Origin of the sequence: Phormidium tenue FACHB-1052 (assembly GCF_014696675.1) — a bacterium.
In the GTDB taxonomy this organism is placed as follows: domain Bacteria; phylum Cyanobacteriota; class Cyanobacteriia; order Phormidesmidales; family Phormidesmidaceae; genus Nodosilinea; species Nodosilinea tenuis_A.
The window spans coordinates 93,331-109,509 of sequence record NZ_JACJQN010000007.1 but is presented as its reverse complement, the minus strand read 5'-3'; the positions used below and the strand labels follow the sequence as shown (position 1 = coordinate 109,509).

Sequence of the window (16,179 nt, the reverse complement as noted above, 5' to 3'; positions counted from 1 at the left end):
GGTCAGATCTTTGAGATCCTATGGCACCTATGACGACCCCTGGCCCTACCCTAACAGTAAGGCCGCTGCAATATCGCGATTTGGACGACCTAAAGCAGTGGCAGCCAGAGGATCTGGAAGCTGGCGGTGATCTTGACGCTGCTGAAGCCATCGTGACATGGCTCGATTACCAGCGCCGCTGGTATGGCCCCCTTAAAGTATTAAGCTGGCTGCCTCGCTCTGTGCAGCAGCAAAATCAGACCACCTTCGTAGCCGAGCGCCAAAAATGTCTGGTGGGGTTTATTCAGGTGTCGCCGTTCAATCAAACTCGCAGCACGTGGCGAGTGGAGCAGGTGGTCATCAACCGTCGCGCTTTAGCCGATACGGCAACCTCTGGGTATGTGGCGGCCTCGGGTTATATGGATGTTGGTTCAAGGCTACTGCGCCACTGCTTTGAGGTGCTTTGGGAAGCTAGAACCTGGATGCTCGAAGTGGATGTCAACCACACCTCAGCCCTGGCGCTCTATCGCTTCAACGGGTTTCAGCCGCTCGCCCAGATGACCTATTGGAAAATGGCGGCTGAGCAGATCGAAGCCCTGGCTCAGCGTGAGGCCGACTTACCGAATCTGCTGCCGATTAGCAACGCCGACTCGCAGCTTTTGTACCAGCTAGACACAGCTTCGATGCCGCCGCTGGTGCGTCAGGTGTTTGATCACCAAATCCAAGACTTTAAGACCGGGCTGTTGGGCAGTGTTTCTGCCACCGCCGATCGCCTGGTCAACCAGGTAGAAACCGTCAGCGCCTACGTATTTGAGCAGCAGCGCAAAGCGGCGATCGGCCAATTTAAGCTGGCTATTTCCCGCGATGGGCAGCAGCCCCACGAGGCGGGTTTAACGGTGCACCCGGCCTACACCTGGCTCTACCCCGAGCTGATGACACAGATGGCCAAAATTTTGCAGCCCTTCCCAGCTCAGTCCCTACGGCTGACCTCCCTCGACTACCAACCCGAGCGGGAGGAGTGCTTTACCCAAATTCAAGCAACGCCTGAGTCCCACGCGCTGTTGATGTCGCGATCGGTGTGGCACAAAGTGCGTGAAGCTCGCCATCTTTCCCTAGAGGGGCTACAGCTATCGGACGTGTTAACGGGGCTACAGCCTGTGGGCAAGCCGGTGCCGGGGCGCATGACCTGGTCGGCAGAACGTTGGCAGGCGGTGCTAGGGCAAAAGCCTGATGCTGATGCCGATGGGCCTGCTGAAGGCGATCGCTGAGGTTCTGCAAGGCTATGGTGCTGGTTTCAGCCCTGGGATTAGATATTGGTCGGCGGCGCATTGGGGTCGCGGGCTGCGATGGCACGGGTCTGATTGCCACGGGTCTGACGACGCTACAGCGGCGATCGTTTCAAGACCTAGTGGCCGATTTGCAGCACTTTGTCACCGCTCGACAGGCCCAGGTGTTGGTGGTGGGTTTGCCCCTCACTATGGATGGGGAAGAGGGTTTTCAGGCTCGTCAAGTGCGGAAGGTGGCCGAGGGCCTCAGTCAGGCCCTGGCGCTGCCCGTGGTCTATGTCGACGAGCGTCTGAGTTCTGTAGAGGCTGAACATCTAATGCGTGCCGCCGGTCATTCTGTAGCTCAGGAAAAAGCCCTAATTGACCGTAAAGCGGCTGCCATCATCTTGCAGCGCTGGCTAGATGAACGGCGCTCATCATAATCAGACGTGACCGAATGGGATATTCTGATAACACTGTTCAGTGTTCATACTGGGCTGCGGTGTTGACCCACTGCGCCCGGTTACCGAGAGAAGAGTAGCCTCCATGGCGGATAACACCCAACCCATTGACGAGTCAGCCGTAGTTCTCACCGACGATGCCGGGCGGTTTTTGCCCTGTCAGGTAGAGCAGAGCTTTCAGCTCAACGATCGCGAATACCTGCTGCTGCTGCCCATCGATGCCCCCATCGAAATTTTTGTTTGGCAGCAAGACGATAACGACGACGACGTCTTAATGGATGTGGAAGAAGAGGAAATCGATCAAGTCTTTCTTACCGCCAAGGCCGTGCTGGCCGAACAAAATTTGACCCTTCAGCGTACGGCCATTACCCTGACGGCCTCGGGAGAGGTTCCTGAGGCTGAGGAAGACAACTGCCTGACCCTGGAGCTAGACGACCTTGATGACGCCGGTAACCCCGTCACTGAAGAATTTCAGATTTTGGCAACCTGCTTCTACGACGATGAAGAATATACGCTGTGTACGCCCCTCGACCCACTGCTGATTTTTGCTCACCGCACCAGCGATGGCTCGCTAGAAGTAGTGACCCCAGAAGAATTTCAAACCATTCGCGGTGGTCTAGAGGAAAAACTGTTTGATCTATTAGATTAGAGACGTCCGTAACGGCGATTATCGATAGTGCAATCATGGCTAAAGGTTCACGCTGGGTTCGGTGGAGTTTTTTAGGGCTGTTGGTGCCTGTGGCTGCGGGGGTGGCAGCTTGGCAGGGCTGGGCCTGGTGGAGCTGGGCTAATCAACCGGTCAGCGAAACCGCTGCCGAAACTGCGCCTCAAACGGTGCAAATTCAAATTCCGCCGGGCACTCCAGGTCAGCAGATCGGCCAAGATCTAGAAGCGGCTGGTCTGATTCGCTCAGCCTTGGCCTGGAAGCTGTGGTCACGCTGGCAAACCTGGCAAAACGCCGCGGGCGGGTTTCAGGCGGGCACCTACGCTCTAAACCCAACTGACTCGATGACTGCGATCGCTGAGGTGATTCGCAATGGTCAAGTAGTGCAAACCTCGTTTACGGTTCCTGAGGGCTGGAACCGCCGCCAAATGGCAACCTACTTTCAGGAAGAGGGGTTCTTTTCTGCTGATGCCTTTTTAGCGGCTACTGAGCAAGTGTCGAAAGATGCGTACCCTTGGTTGCCCGATGGCCTTCCCCACGTCGAGGGCTTTTTATTCCCTGATACCTATCAGCTTCCGGCTGAAGGGGTTACCCCAGAGGCGGTGGTCAAGGCGATGCTGAGTCGTTTTGAGACGGCAGCGCTACCAGTCTACCAACAGGCAACGACCGACCTCACGCTTTTGGAGTGGGCAACCCTAGCCAGCATCGTTGAGAAAGAAGCCGTGATTGCCGATGAGCGCGGCACCATTGCTGGAGTCTTTACCAACCGGCTCAAGCAGAACATGCCTCTAGGGGCCGATCCCACGGTCGAGTATGGGTTGGGCATTGTGCAGACACCCGAGCAGCCCCTCACCTGGACTCAAGTGGGCACCCCGTCCCCCTACAACACCTACATCAACCCAGGATTACCACCGACACCGATCGCCAGTGCAGGCAAAGCCAGCTTAGAAGCGACCCTAGCCCCCGAGTCTACCGCTTATCTATTTTTTGTGGCTCGCTACGACGGTACCCATGTGTTTAGCCGCACGTTAGCCGAGCACGAAGCTGCCCGCGACGCAATTCGCGCCACCATCGACAACTAGCCCCAGTTCGTTTGTGTCAGAGTCCTCTGGGCGATCGCCGTGCTTCAACCGCTGGCACGAAGTTGCGGCTGTCTTTTTAGGCAGCTTTAGGCTGTCGATCTAGACTATGCTACGTTTGGGACTATGGTTTTTTTATGTCGTTTTCTCGCCTACTGCAACCCGATTTAGTGCTGGATGGCAACGTCTTAGCAATTTCCCCTGAGCTGCTAGCTCAGCACAACCTGAAGGGGCTAATTCTGGATGTGGACGATACTCTAGTGCCTCTGCGTCAGGCGGAAACTAACCCTGACCTAGCCCACTGGATGCATCAGATGAAGGCCATTGCAACGGTGTGGCTTGTGAGCAATAACGTCAACGCCCACCGCATCAGTCGTATTGCCGCGCTGTTTGATGTGCCTTACCTAACTAGTGCCGGCAAGCCCTCAGGACGCAAGCTAAAGCTGGCCTTGGCGGCTATGGATCTTCCCGTGGATCAGGTGGCAATGGTTGGCGATCGCCTGTTCACCGATGTTTTAGCGGGTAACCGAGTGGGTTTGTTTACCATTTTGGTCAACCCTATGCCAGGGCTTAACCAGGTGGCACGCACCTCACCCCTACGGACGCTTGAGGTGATGATCTCCCAGTATTTTGGAGTTACGTTTTAAGACTAGTGGCTCAAACACTGGTTTACATCGGTGGAAAACGTTTACGCAGCGCAATCTTTTAGGCGAGAAACTTTGCAGGGCTAAATATAAAGAAAACATTAGAGTTAAGTTGAAACTTTAGGGCGGCTGCCATAGTAGTACTACATAAACAGGGGCCGGTTTTATATAGGCTCTTAAATTTAATAAGCCATTTTTGGGTGTCGGCTTTCGGGTTGGCACCCAAAGTTTTTGGCGGGCTCCAATGTCCATCCAGGCCACTCTTTGGCCAACACTACTATGCTCTACGTCTAGGTCGATTGTTATACTGCCAGGGCTATCTCTACTGACACTGCCCGCCCGTGAGCTCAGTTCAAACCCTAGTGGTCAAAATCGGTACCTCCAGCCTGACTGGCACGAGCCCGGGTCAGTTTGCCCTCTCTACCCTGGCTGGCCTGGTCGAAACCCTCTGCACTTTGCGTCAGCAGGGGCACCAGGTTGTTTTAGTATCCTCAGGGGCCGTGGGCATTGGCTGCCGTCGCCTCAACCTCGCTGAGCGCCCCAAAACTCTGGCGATGAAGCAGGCCGTAGCCGCAGTGGGGCAAGGACGTCTGATGCGCATCTACGATGACCTGTTTTCGGCTCTAAATCAGCCTATTGCTCAGGTATTGCTGACCCGCAGCGATCTGGCCCAGCGATCGCGCTATGTCAACAGCTACCGCACCTTTCGTCAACTGTTGGCGATGGGCATAATTCCCATCGTCAACGAGAACGACACCGTTGCCGTGGAAGAACTCAAGTTTGGCGACAATGACACTCTCTCGGCTTTGGTCGCCAGCTTAATTGGTGCTCAATGGCTGTTTCTACTCACCGATGTCGATCGCCTATATTCTGCGGATCCCCGCTCTAACCCTGAGGCGCAACCGATTATTGCGATCGATCGGTTGGCAGACATTCAGGCGCTCAAAGCAGTAGCGGGAGGCCAGGGATCGGCCTGGGGCACAGGCGGTATGCTAACTAAGCTAGAAGCTGCCCAAATCGCGACTACGGCAGGGGTGCGCACCGTCATTACCGATGGTCGTCAGCCCCAGAATGTGATTAAGGCGATCGCGGGAGAGCCGATAGGCACACAATTTGCTCCGTCACCCCGCCCCAGCCGTGCTCGCAAGCGCTGGATTGCCGCTGGTCTTGCGCCCGCAGGCCGCCTTTACTTAGATCAGGGGGCAACCCAGGCGATTTTGCAGGGGGGAAAGTCGCTCTTAGCTGCCGGCATCACCCGTTTAGAGGGAGACTTTGAAGCCCAGGATGCCGTCTTGGTCTGTGCTGCCAGCGGCGAAGATATTGCTAGAGGCATCATTAACTATAGCGCCCCAGACCTGAGCCAAATTCTGGGTCGGCGGTCAGAAGATATTCCAGCTATCCTGGGTTACGCTGGAGCCGATACGGTGATCCATCGCGATAACCTGGTGATCGCCACCGATGCTGAGGCCGAGGACGGCAGTGATCTGTAGGGCTAGTGATTTTAGTAGGCACCTCTGCGATCGAGTAGCACGGTGACGGTCTTGAAAATGACTTGAAGATCGTACCAGGGCGACCAGATCGCCTGGTACTGCAAATCTAGGTGCACAATTTCTTCAAAGTCTTTGATGGCTGAGCGGCCGCTGACTTGCCACTGTCCGGTGATGCCCGGCTTAACGTCGAGTCGCCGCCAGTGGTGAGGGCTGTAGCGAGAGACCTCATCTGCAGTGGGGGGGCGAGTGCCCACCAGGCTCATATCGCCTTTGAGCACGTTCCAAAACTGTGGAAACTCGTCCAGGCTCGTTTTTCGCAAAACACGTCCGATTCGGGTAATGCGAGGGTCGTTTTCGTTTTTGAAGATCAGCCCCTGGGCTTGGTTTGATACGGTTTGCTTGAGGGCATCAGCATTGGCCACCATGGAACGAAACTTCCAGATGGTGAAAGGTTTGCCCTTGAGGCCGTAACGGGTTTGAGCATAAAAAATCGGGCCAGGGCTGTCTAGCCTGATGGCTAGGGCCACTGGCAGCGCTACTAAAACCAGTATGGCCAGTCCTACCAGGGCACCCAAAATGTCGATGGAACGCTTGATTAGGCACCGGGCGGATGGGTGAATAATAGATATAGAAGTCTCTGGAGAAACACTTCCAGAGCTATCTGAATGGAGGGATAGCATGGTAGACCCTGTTGACGGTATGCGTGTGTTGAGAAGCTTAAATAATTTATACCAGCCTGTACGCAGATACACTTAAAAGCTAGCTAAGATTGTGCTTTTTTTGACGTGAATACTGCCTTAACCGCAATCGTAATGGAACTATGGGGTAATTAATGTGACCTTTGTCACAGGACAGTTACCGTGTAAGTACATATAGGCCCACGTGCACACTATCAATTTGGGCAAGGCAAATCTGACGGTAGAGAATACCCTTCGCAAGATCTTGCCAGAGCGGCACCAAACATAAATTTTGTGTAAAGCTTTTGACTCGGTGATAGCGAGCGCAGTCTGCGCAGGCTAAAAAACACGTTCTAAATCGTGAGTCTGAAGAGAACAGATATTAAGATAAAGCCTACAGCCAGCTTGGGCACACCCGAAAAGGATTGATTGCATGGTCGCGGCAGACAATATAGCCGAGGTTTGGTTATCCCGTTTGCGGGAGGACTTTCCCAATCAGCCCCAGTCGGTTTGCCAAAGCGTTGTTAGCTGGCTGCTAGGAGAATCGCCAGAGCGGTTGGCGACTCTGGCTGAGGCTGATCTCGCGATCGCCCGTCGAGCCATTGAGTATCGTTACCGCATTTTGCAGCAGCGCTATTGGGACGTGAGCCCAGAGCAAGGCTATCAGCGGCTAATCAAGCGGCTCAGCAGTCTGTTGTTGATTCGCAACAAGATTAAGACCTGGATTTCCCTCAGCCGCGATCGCCGCCGCACCGTGGTCGATGTGATCCAGGAAGTGATTCAAGAGATGATGCGCAGCGATCGCCACCTAGCCCAGCAGCTCAAGTGGATCTCGACCTGCACCCAAAACTCACGACTGCGCAATCTGCTGATGCTGGCCAGCCTCGAAGAATATTGCTTGCGCCCCATTCGCAACCAGCCCTTAATCATCTATCGCTTCGTCAACTATCTGCGCCGCAGCCAAAAAGGCGGCATGACCCAGGTGCCCACGGGAGAACTAATTCGCCTGGTCTCTGACGAAATTGCCCCCAACGACAGCGAAGACTCGCTCAGCCTGCTCGACGTAGAAGCCTGGAACCAGTACCAGGACGAGCAAACCGAACTGGAGCAGCAGAGTATGCGCCAGCAGGTCAAAAACTCCTTTGTTAACTACCTCAGCCGCAACCTTGACGACACGGCGGCTCGATGGCTAGAGCTGCACCTCAACGGTCTTTCCCAAGATCAAATTGCCCAGGTGCTGGGCATGCCCGTGCAGCAGGTCTATCGCCTGCGCGAAAAAATTAGTTACCACGCAATTCGAATTTTTGCCCTGAGAGAACAGCCAGCCATGGTGCTGGGCTGGCTAAAAACCTCACTGCAAGAGCATAACTTTGGTCTCACCCCGGCGCAGTGGGAGGGCTTCTGGCAAGATCTCTCACCGGAAGAACAGGCGATCTTGACAGCCTACAAGGCAGAACATTCCTCCGACGACTTAGCCCGCCGTCTAGGGCTAAAGAGCAGGCAAATTCAAGCTCAGTGGGTGCAGCTTTACCTACGGGCCCAGGAGTTGCGTACCCAGTCAGAGGGGTAGCTATAGCTTTTCCCGTGACTGTGATGGTTGGCGACTGGCCCTAAAAGGCCATCGTCCACGACTCATCAGTACTCCATAGCGGGGGCTAAACAAAAACGCCAGGGCAAACAGGGTCGATACCACCATTACAATGGCCGGGCCGGAGGGCAGGTTGAGGTAATAGCTCAAGTACATGCCGCTGACGCTCGCAAACACCCCTACCCCCGCGCCCAGCAGCATAACCTGGTGCAGACGAGGAACCAGCAGGTAGGCCGTGGCCCCAGGCGCAATCAGCAGCGACAGCACCAGAATCACTCCCACCACCTTCATGCTGGCCACTACGGTGAGGGCAATCAACACCATCAGCCCGGCGTGGAGCAGCCCCGTGGGTAGACCACCGGCCTTAGCGCCAAGGGGGTCAAAGCTATAGAACAGCAGCTCTTTGTAGAGCGCAACCACGATCAGGAGTACTAAGGCAGCAATAATCGCCGTATCGCGCACTTCTCCAGCCGTGACGCCCAGAATGTTGCCAAAGAGAAAATGGTTGAGGTCGATCTTGTTGTCTTTTTGGATAACAGTGATTAGCGTGATGCCCAGGGCAAAAAAGGCCGAGAAGACAATGCCCATGGCGGCATCTTCTTTAATGGGCGATCGCGTGTGAATCCAGCCAATGATCACGGTGCTGAGCACTCCCGCAATGAAGGCACCGATAAAAATGTTGACGCCCAGCAGGAATGCGATCGCCAGCCCCGGCAGCACTGAGTGGCTAATGGCATCGCCCAGCAGTGCCAAGCGCTGCACCATCAGGTAGCTACCCACCACCGAGCAAATGATCCCCACCATGATCGCCACCGCTAGGGATCGCTGCATAAAGGCGTACTGCAATGGCTCAGTCAGCCCGTTCAGCAGTGCCAGATCAGGCGACATGGCCAAAGAAGCCTACGTGGCCGCCATAGGCGCGGGTCATGTTTTCGCGGGTGAGCACCCAGTCGCGGGGGCCAGTGGCAATCAATTCTTTATTGAGGAGGATGAGCTGGTCAAAGTTCATAATCGACTCGCCCAGGTCGTGGTTGACCACCAGAACGATTTTGCCCGCTGCGGCCAGCTCGCGGAAAATTGTGTAGATCACATCCTCAGTTTTTTGATCGACCCCGACAAAGGGCTCGTCAAAGCAAAAAATGTCGGCTTCCTGGGCCAGGGCGCGAGCTAAAAACACCCGCTGCTGCTGCCCGCCAGAGAGAGCACCAATGGGGCGATCGCGAAAGTCAGCCATGCCCACCCGTTCTAGGGCCTCTTTGGCGATTTGGCGGCTAGCGGTCGAAAACCGGTTAAACCAACCGGTTTTTTGCACCCGGCCCATCATCACCACATCCCAAACCGTGGCAGGAAAAGTCCAGTCAATCTGCGATCGCTGGGGCACGTAGGCCACCCGAGCTAGCTGGTGAGCCAGGGCATCGTCGCCGTAGGTGACGCGTCCGGTGACCAAGGGCATCAGGCCTAACATGGCTTTAATCAGCGTACTTTTGCCCGCACCGTTGGGGCCAAAAACCCCCACTAGCTTGCCGGGGCGCAGGGTGAGGTTGATATTGCGCAGGGCCTGCACGTCACGGTAATTGACGCTCAGGTGGTCGATAGTGATGTGAGGAGCAGGAGCCATACAAGTCTCTCTAGCGCGGGGAGGAGAAGGTAAAATTGAAAAATGAAATGATTATGAAATGTATTGTATCGTAAAAATGAAATGATTATGAAAAGCGGTCTATGCAGTGCATGAATCTATATCCACGGTATGGAAAAACCGCCGCAGCGGTATTACTCCTAGGACTGGGATTAGTAGGCTGTGACTCTGCTCAACAGTCAGAACTTGTGCCCGGTGAGGCCGATGACTCACGTCCTGCCGTGGTGGCTACCAGTACTGTCATTGCCGACTGGGTAGCGGAAGTAGGTGGCGATCATGTTGCGCTGACCAGCATTTTGCAGCCCGGCACCGACCCCCATGTCTATGAGCCTGTGCCCGCTGACACCATTGCCTTTGAAGACGCCGACCTAATTTTCTACAACGGCTACAACCTAGAACCCAATCTGGTGCGGCTGCTCAATGCGGCGGGAGTAGACGCCCAGCGGGTAGCTGTCGGTGAGGTGGTGCCGCCCCTAGATCTGCAAAAAGGCACAACCACTGTACCCGATCCCCATGTGTGGGGTGATGTGAGCAATGCGGTGCCCATGGTCGAAACGATTCGAGATCAGCTGATTGAGCTAGCCCCCGACCAGGCCGACTTGTTTACCGCTAACGCCGCGGCCTACATTGCCGAACTGGAGCAGCTTCACGGTTGGATTGAGATCCAAACGGCTACCATTCCCCCAACGCAGCGGCAGTTGGTCACCACCCACGATGCTTTTCAGTACTATGCCAGCGCCTACGGACTCACCGTGGTGGGCACCCTAATTGGTCTAAGCACTGAGGAGCAACCCAGTGCCCGCACCGTGCAGCAGCTAGTCGCCTCCATTCAGGGGTTGGGAGTACCCGCCATTTTTGCCGAAACCACTATTAATCCCCAGCTGATTACGACCGTGGCTAACGAATCTGGGGTGGCTCTGGCACCCCAAGCCCTCTACTCTGACTCGATTGGTGCTCTTGGCAGTGATGGGGATAGCTATCTCAAGATGATGGCCGCTAATACGCGATTGATTGTTGAAAACCTCGGCGGCACAGTGTCAGAGGCTCCCTTTTAGCGATCGCCCGCTAAGGGGTAGCGGCGGCACTCGGGGGTAACCCTTCAAGCACTACCAGGGCTTCGATCACCTTTTTTACCAGGGGAGCGGCGACCGTTGAGCCGTAGGCGTCATCTCCTTGGGGTTCGTCGATCACAGCTAGCACTACATATTTGGGTGCATCAATGGGTAGAATGCCCACAAAGCTGGTGATTCGGCCTCGGCCATAGCCTCCCGACGCGGTGGCCTTTTGGGCTGTCCCGGTTTTGCCCCCAATGCGGTAGCCGGACAGCTTAGCCGCATCGCCAGTGCCCTCGCTGACGACGGCCTCCATCATGGTGAGCACCTGCTGGGTAGTCTGGGGCGAAAAGACCGTCTTAGGCTGGGCACGGTCTGGAGCCCACACCTCGTTGCCATCGGCGGCAACCATCCCGCTGACCACGTGGGGAGTGACCAGCTTGCCACCATTGGCCAAGGTGCCCAGCAGTTGCACCATCTTAATCGGTGACAGCGAAAAGCCCTGGCCAAAGGCCGTAGTAGCGGACTCGACTCGGCTGCGAACAAATTGCTCACGGTCTTTTAGCTGAGCGGTGGCTTCTGCGGGTAAATCGATGCCGGTGGGGCGATCGAGGCTGAGGCGCTGAAGCCAGCTAAAGTAGTCGGCGGCGGGCATTTTCTGCATGATGCGTACCATGCCTACGTTGCTGGAATACTTCAGCACGTCGGTGATGGAGATCGGCCCCCGACCGCCAGCGGTGGCGTAGTCGTGGTTTCTGATCTTCCATTCGCCAAACTGCATTTGGCCGCTGTCGTTGACGACTTCGTCGGGTCTGATGAGTCCAGCTTCTAGGGCGATCGCAATGTTAATTGGTTTAAAGGTGGAGCCGGGTTCGTAGAGATCGCTTACAGCCCAAGTCTTGAGGGCTTCGGGGTCGGTTTTGAAATACTGGTTGGGGTCGTAGGTAGGCACACTGGCCAGAGCCAGCATTTCACCAGTTTGGGCCTCCATCACCATAACGGTGCCGCGTTTGGCGTTGTGGCGATCGACCACCGCCTGTAGCTCCTGCTGGGCAGTCCGTTGCAGTCGACTGTCGAGGGTGAGGCGCAGGCTGGCGGTGCTGTCTGGTGGCTCCAATCCAGCGGCGTCACTTTCAGTAGCTATATCAGCATCAAGCTGATCGGGGCGAGTAGCAGTCTCTGCGCTGGCACCAGGCGCTGGTGGCCCATAGGTGTCTAAAGGAGTTTCTGTCTCAGCGGGAGAGACCGCTTCGACTGGGGTGAGCGCCAGCTGGTCTTGATAGGCAATTTCTAAGCCTGCCTGGGGCTGCCCGTCAAAATTGACAAAGCCGACAATGGGGGCAAATAGCTGCTGCTGAGGATAAAAGCGCTGCTGCTGGGGATGTAGTTCGAGACCGTTGAGACGTAGGGCACGCAGGCGATCGACCGTCGCTTCGGGTAGCCCGTCGGCTAGCCGAATGCCGGTCGGCTGCTGGCTAAACTGGCCAATTAGACTAGATTTTGGGCTTTCTAGCAGCGGGCTGAGGGTCGCTGCCATCTCTGGAATTGATAGATCAAAGAGCTGAGGATGGGCATAGAGCGTATAGACCACGCGATCGACGGCAATCACGTTGCCCTGGCGATCGACAATGGAGTGCCGCACCTGCCGCTGCACGGGCGAGGTGAGCCGCTGCTGCTGTGCCAAACTCGATAGGCTGTCGCCCTGGGCTAGCTGTAGCCAGGCTAACCGCCCCGCGATCGCGACCAGCGACAGCACCAGCAAACCCCACACCAGAAGTATTCTGACCCGGTTGGCTGATGGGTTGAAGGGAACCACTGCCGGTAGGCGAGGCTGTTTGCGGCGACGGCGGCGACGGGTAGAGTAGGTAGAGCTAGCCATGGGTGCAACGCAGGTAAACGGTGAGGCTAGGGTCTAATAACCTAAAGGGACATCTACCTTGGGTAGTGCTAATCGTCCCAAGAGCGATGTTGATGCGGGAACCGGCATTGCCACCGCAGCCTGCTGCGCTGGCTTGAGAAAGATGACGCTGCCTGGCTGAGGTGGCTGAAACCCCATTTCACTCCCTTCTACCTGCTGGGCTAGATGGTTTTTAAGCACCTCATTGGCGGTGGTGAGCTGCTGCTCGTTGCGCTGCAAGCGATTGAGCTGCTGACTGGCCTGGTTGAGCTGGCGATTGATATAAACCGACGTGCCATAGCTCAACAAGGTCAGCGCTACCAGCGATGTGGCCAGCGCTGACGACACCAGGTGTAGCTGGGCCAGTCGCCGCACCACGGGGCTAGAAGAGTCTAAGCCTGGAGCCTGGGGCAGCACCACTGGCGCAGAAATTTCTGGCCTGGTTTCTGCTGGTTGCGTGGCGTAGCCTTGGGCATGTGCTGTCGCTGCCGTAGACCGAGACGGCACCGGACGGGGCACATAGGATTTCAGCGCAGCAGACATAGATGACCCACACCAGTAATGAAACTGAAGTCAGGATACTGCATTCTGAAAAAATTGAGCTATCAACCGGCAAAATGAACGCGGCATTTAAAGTCTGAAGTTTAAGGGCCAAAAAGTAGGATCAATTCCTTAAATCTTGAACCGTTCTACAGCAATAAATGACGTTTTTATGCGTCTACAGCTTTGTACCGCACTCTGAGCAGAAATTGCTGGTTGAGATATTTTGGTGCCCACAGCTCACGCAGGGGGTCAGACCTGTACTGCTGCCAGTGCCATGCACCTCGGGCAGACCGATCATTTGGTGATTGCCTTTACCAGGGGCCACCATGGGGTAGCAATTTTCGTTGCGGCGCACGCGCACGTCGAGCAGGACGGGGCCGTCGTGGGCCAGCATTGCCGCCACGGTTGGGGTGAGCTGGTCGCGATCGCGCACCACCATGCCCTTGATGCCATAGGCCTGAGCCAGCACCTCAAAGTTGGGCATCCCCACTTCCATATTAGAAGAGGAGTAACGCTCGCCGTGGAAGGCTTGCTGCCACTGACGCACCATGCCCTGCCAGCCGTTGTTCACAATCACCGTCTTGACGGGAATGTTGTACTGAGCCAGGGTGCCTAGCTCTTGCAGGTTCATCTGAAAGCTGGCGTCGCCGCTGATGCAGATCACCGTTTCGTTGGGCAGCGCCACCTGCACCCCTAGGGCTGCGGGCATGCCGAAACCCATGGTGCCTAGCCCTGCGCTGGATACCCACTGGCGGGGGCCATTCTTGAGGAACTGAGCTGACCACATCTGGTGCTGACCCACATCGGTGGTGAAGTAGGCGTGGGGAGCCTGAATGGCCAGCTCGTGGATCACTTCCTGGGGCGACAGCTCGTCGGGATAGGTGGGCACCACCAGGGGATAATCGCGCTTCCAGCGATCGATGCGATCGCGCCAGGCCGCCGTTTGGTTGGGGGGCGGCAGCTGATTCTCTTCCTCTAGGCGGCTGAGCATAGTGGTCAGTACGTGCTTCACATCGCCCACGATGGGCACCTGGGGAGCGCGATTTTTGCCCACCTCAGCTGGGTCAATATCGATATGGATGACCTGGGCGCGAGAGGCAAACTCGTCTAGCTTGCCGGTAACGCGATCGTCAAAGCGAGCGCCAACGGCAATCAGCAGATCACATTCGCTGACGGCAAAGTTGGCGTAGGCAGTGCCATGCATGCCGAGCATGCCGAGAGCTAGGGGGTGATGCTCATCAAAAGACCCTTTACCCATCAGCGTGGTGGTCACGGGAATTTGAAAATATTCTGCCAGTCGGCGAATTTCGGCATGGGCACCAGCGGTAATGGCACCGCCACCCACATAGAGCAGGGGGCGCTCACTCTGGCGCAGCAGGCGCAGAGCCGGATTGACCTGGCGGGGGTTGCCCTTGACGGTAGGTTTGTAACCGGGCAGACTCACCTTGCCGGGCTCCACAGGCACGTAGTCGAATTCTGCTAGACCGATATCTTTGGGAATGTCGATCAGCACCGGGCCAGGGCGACCGGTCTGAGCAATGTAAAAAGCCTCCGCCACCATGCGCGGAATCTGCTCAGGGGTACGAGCGACGTAGGAATGCTTGACCAAGGGCAGCGTGATACCGAAGATGTCGGTCTCTTGGAAGGCGTCGCTGCCGATCGCATGGCTGGGCACCTGACCCGTAATCACCACCATGGGAATGGAGTCCATTTGGGCGGTGGCAATGCCGGTCACCAGGTTGGTGGCTCCAGGGCCAGAGGTGCCAAAGCAAACGCCCACTTTCCCCGTGGCGCGGGCATAGCCATCAGCGGCATGGGCTCCGCCCTGCTCATGGCGCACTAAGATATGACTGATCCCCCCGGCGGCTTCGGCGCGGTATAGCTCGTCATAGATTGGCAAAATAGCCCCACCCGGATAGCCAAAAATATGTTCTACCCCGTGCCGTCTGAGACTATCGATCAGGGCAAAAGCGCCAGAGGCGCGGCGCACAAGAACACTGTTAGGAGCGGCAATGGGAGTTGTCATAGCGGCGGGTGCTTGAGTTGGGCTAGGGCTAGATTGCATTAGTTAAGAAGAAAATAAAGTCAGAACATTTTCTCCCTCAGGCCACACGGGCAGTGAACAGGCTCACCGCCGCTGCTTTACAGGAATCGTGGTGCTAAATGCTGTTAAATGAAGAACATTTCCTCTCATATTAGCAGCAGAGGCTAGGGTCATTGTTGCCACAGGGCATACTTTGGGCCGCCTGGTTATGGGGCGTTGATATTCAACCGTGAACCGGCGGTGTAGCGGTCGATGGCCTGGCGCGATCGCAGGCAAAGAAAATCGGTGGCAGTCAGGCGTTCCCTAGCTTTCCCTGGTGCTGTGGCCCAACCCTCTACCGACTGAGGCTGTTGCCACAGGTGGAGATGGGGCACGGCTGGGTCTGCGTAAAAATCGATATCTCCCGATCCCAAACAGCGAGAGGTGTGGTGGGTGGTGCGATCGTGGCTGAGCCGATAGGTTGGCACCTCGGGGTCGCGGGGAACTCCCCAGCCATCCACCATCAAGAGGGCCAGTACTGGCCCTTGGTAACGGTGCCAGTGAGTAGCCAGGGCAGCGGCCCCGACACAGCCTGCGCTAAAGGCCCAAATCACAAGTGCTGGCGGTGCACCTGTAGAGCCAGTGTGGTCTAGGTCATTTCCTTCAGGAGTTGCAAAGCGTGACGCTCTTGTTAGCTCTTCGCTCAACTCAGCCCTGGCCTCAAGAGCTTGGCGCAGGGCAAACGGTGAAAGCACGCCCAGCGGGGCGCGGGGCGCATAGACAATCTGGCTGTGTTGGCTTAGGGCCTTTTCTCTGGCGATCGTAGCCAAAATCTGCCCCGTGAAGCTAGGCGGGTGTATGCCGCCACAGATCAGTAAAACAATTTGCCGCAGTGCCACTGTCTACCACATTCTTTGTTGATTGGGTCGAGATTTGATCAATAGACACGCATTGTAATAGCTAGGAGAATAACACTCCTGCTAAAAACAACAACGATTGAGAAACGAGTCAGTTTACGTAGTTTTTATAATCGTTCGAAAGAGAAAAATGATTTTTTTCTAAAACTTAGGTAAGGGGATCGCCATCGGCACACATATATAGGGAATATCTAAGGTCAGTTAGGAGGTGCTTCACTTCAAAGCTTTAGAACATTTCTATTAACCGGCTCTAGCCGTCGCTTC

The 16,179-nt window shown here is 56.0% G+C and carries 15 protein-coding genes; 8 read left to right on the top strand and 7 right to left on the bottom strand.

From position 1 onward, the window contains the following. Positions 1-20 precede the first annotated feature (20 nt). The 6 genes from H6G07_RS11570 (at position 21) to proB (ending at position 5,582) form a co-directional block, all read left to right on the top strand. On the top strand, positions 21-1,247 hold the full coding sequence (locus H6G07_RS11570) for a GNAT family N-acetyltransferase (RefSeq protein ID WP_199312037.1): 1,227 nt from the start codon (positions 21-23) through the stop codon (positions 1,245-1,247). 14 nt (positions 1,248-1,261) lie between these two features. Next, the gene (gene ruvX / locus H6G07_RS11565) at positions 1,262-1,687 is read left to right on the top strand and encodes a Holliday junction resolvase RuvX (protein ID WP_073609892.1); all 426 of its coding nucleotides are present in this window, start codon (positions 1,262-1,264) and stop codon (positions 1,685-1,687) included. Between the two features lie 103 nt (positions 1,688-1,790). After that, the gene (locus H6G07_RS11560; protein ID WP_073609893.1) at positions 1,791-2,354 is read left to right on the top strand and encodes a DUF3727 domain-containing protein; all 564 of its coding nucleotides are present in this window, start codon (positions 1,791-1,793) and stop codon (positions 2,352-2,354) included. 35 nt (positions 2,355-2,389) lie between these two features. Further along, on the top strand, positions 2,390-3,451 hold the full coding sequence (mltG, locus tag H6G07_RS11555; RefSeq protein ID WP_073609894.1) for an endolytic transglycosylase MltG: 1,062 nt from the start codon (positions 2,390-2,392) through the stop codon (positions 3,449-3,451). Positions 3,452-3,585: 134 nt separating this feature from the next. After that, positions 3,586-4,095 carry a YqeG family HAD IIIA-type phosphatase gene (locus H6G07_RS11550; protein ID WP_073609895.1) on the top strand — a complete coding sequence of 170 codons (510 nt, stop codon included), beginning with the start codon at positions 3,586-3,588 and terminating at the stop codon, positions 4,093-4,095. A 338-nt stretch (positions 4,096-4,433) separates the two neighbouring features. Next, positions 4,434-5,582: a glutamate 5-kinase gene (gene proB, locus H6G07_RS11545; protein ID WP_073609896.1), complete on the top strand. Its 1,149-nt coding sequence runs from the start codon at positions 4,434-4,436 to the stop codon at positions 5,580-5,582. 11 nt (positions 5,583-5,593) lie between these two features. Here the strand turns inward: proB and H6G07_RS11540 are convergent, their stop codons facing one another. Then, positions 5,594-6,262: a sugar transferase gene (locus tag H6G07_RS11540; protein WP_073609897.1), complete on the bottom strand. Its 669-nt coding sequence runs from the start codon at positions 6,260-6,262 to the stop codon at positions 5,594-5,596. A 430-nt stretch (positions 6,263-6,692) separates the two neighbouring features. On the opposite strand from H6G07_RS11540, the gene H6G07_RS11535 reads away from it, so the two are divergent. Continuing rightward, on the top strand, positions 6,693-7,829 hold the full coding sequence (locus tag H6G07_RS11535; RefSeq protein WP_073609898.1) for a HetZ-related protein 2: 1,137 nt from the start codon (positions 6,693-6,695) through the stop codon (positions 7,827-7,829). Here H6G07_RS11535 and H6G07_RS11530 read toward each other — a convergent pair whose 3' ends face one another. Continuing rightward, positions 7,830-8,735 (bottom strand): metal ABC transporter permease, encoded by a 906-nt coding sequence (locus H6G07_RS11530; RefSeq protein ID WP_073609899.1) that lies wholly within the window; start codon positions 8,733-8,735, stop codon positions 7,830-7,832. Next, positions 8,725-9,465, bottom strand: a complete 741-nt coding sequence (locus H6G07_RS11525; protein ID WP_084173385.1) for a metal ABC transporter ATP-binding protein — start codon at positions 9,463-9,465, stop codon at positions 8,725-8,727. Before H6G07_RS11525 ends, H6G07_RS11530 begins: the two co-directional genes overlap by 11 nt. 101 nt (positions 9,466-9,566) lie before the next feature. On the opposite strand from H6G07_RS11525, the gene H6G07_RS11520 reads away from it, so the two are divergent. Beyond that, on the top strand, positions 9,567-10,538 hold the full coding sequence (locus H6G07_RS11520; RefSeq protein WP_199312036.1) for a metal ABC transporter solute-binding protein, Zn/Mn family: 972 nt from the start codon (positions 9,567-9,569) through the stop codon (positions 10,536-10,538). Between the two features lie 10 nt (positions 10,539-10,548). Here H6G07_RS11520 and H6G07_RS11515 read toward each other — a convergent pair whose 3' ends face one another. From H6G07_RS11515 to H6G07_RS11500, 4 genes are all read right to left on the bottom strand, one after another. Beyond that, positions 10,549-12,414: a peptidoglycan D,D-transpeptidase FtsI family protein gene (locus tag H6G07_RS11515; RefSeq protein ID WP_073609902.1), complete on the bottom strand. Its 1,866-nt coding sequence runs from the start codon at positions 12,412-12,414 to the stop codon at positions 10,549-10,551. A 33-nt stretch (positions 12,415-12,447) separates the two neighbouring features. Then, entirely contained in the window at positions 12,448-12,975 is a 528-nt protein-coding gene (locus H6G07_RS11510) for a hypothetical protein (RefSeq protein ID WP_073609903.1), read from the bottom strand. Positions 12,976-13,150: 175 nt separating this feature from the next. Continuing rightward, on the bottom strand, positions 13,151-15,001 hold the full coding sequence (gene ilvB / locus H6G07_RS11505; RefSeq protein ID WP_073609904.1) for a biosynthetic-type acetolactate synthase large subunit: 1,851 nt from the start codon (positions 14,999-15,001) through the stop codon (positions 13,151-13,153). A gap of 224 nt (positions 15,002-15,225) precedes the next feature. Beyond that, on the bottom strand, positions 15,226-15,897 hold the full coding sequence (locus H6G07_RS11500; protein WP_073609905.1) for a hypothetical protein: 672 nt from the start codon (positions 15,895-15,897) through the stop codon (positions 15,226-15,228). Positions 15,898-16,179 lie beyond the last annotated feature (282 nt).

Excerpts from the sequence above, each read along its gene's own strand:
- H6G07_RS11570 (WP_199312037.1), top strand. The coding sequence starts at position 21 with ATGGCACCTATGACGACCCCTGGCCCTACCCTAACAGTAAGGCCGCTG.
- ilvB (WP_073609904.1), bottom strand. The coding sequence starts at position 15,001 with ATGACAACTCCCATTGCCGCTCCTAACAGTGTTCTTGTGCGCCGCGCC.
- H6G07_RS11540 (WP_073609897.1), bottom strand. The coding sequence starts at position 6,262 with ATGCTATCCCTCCATTCAGATAGCTCTGGAAGTGTTTCTCCAGAGACT.
- H6G07_RS11520 (WP_199312036.1), top strand. The coding sequence starts at position 9,567 with ATGCAGTGCATGAATCTATATCCACGGTATGGAAAAACCGCCGCAGCG.
- H6G07_RS11530 (WP_073609899.1), bottom strand. The coding sequence starts at position 8,735 with ATGTCGCCTGATCTGGCACTGCTGAACGGGCTGACTGAGCCATTGCAG.
- H6G07_RS11525 (WP_084173385.1), bottom strand. The coding sequence starts at position 9,465 with ATGGCTCCTGCTCCTCACATCACTATCGACCACCTGAGCGTCAATTAC.
- H6G07_RS11535 (WP_073609898.1), top strand. The coding sequence starts at position 6,693 with ATGGTCGCGGCAGACAATATAGCCGAGGTTTGGTTATCCCGTTTGCGG.
- H6G07_RS11550 (WP_073609895.1), top strand. The coding sequence starts at position 3,586 with ATGTCGTTTTCTCGCCTACTGCAACCCGATTTAGTGCTGGATGGCAAC.
- ruvX (WP_073609892.1), top strand. The coding sequence starts at position 1,262 with ATGGTGCTGGTTTCAGCCCTGGGATTAGATATTGGTCGGCGGCGCATT.
- mltG (WP_073609894.1), top strand. The coding sequence starts at position 2,390 with ATGGCTAAAGGTTCACGCTGGGTTCGGTGGAGTTTTTTAGGGCTGTTG.
- H6G07_RS11560 (WP_073609893.1), top strand. The coding sequence starts at position 1,791 with ATGGCGGATAACACCCAACCCATTGACGAGTCAGCCGTAGTTCTCACC.
- H6G07_RS11515 (WP_073609902.1), bottom strand. The coding sequence starts at position 12,414 with ATGGCTAGCTCTACCTACTCTACCCGTCGCCGCCGTCGCCGCAAACAG.
- H6G07_RS11510 (WP_073609903.1), bottom strand. The coding sequence starts at position 12,975 with ATGTCTGCTGCGCTGAAATCCTATGTGCCCCGTCCGGTGCCGTCTCGG.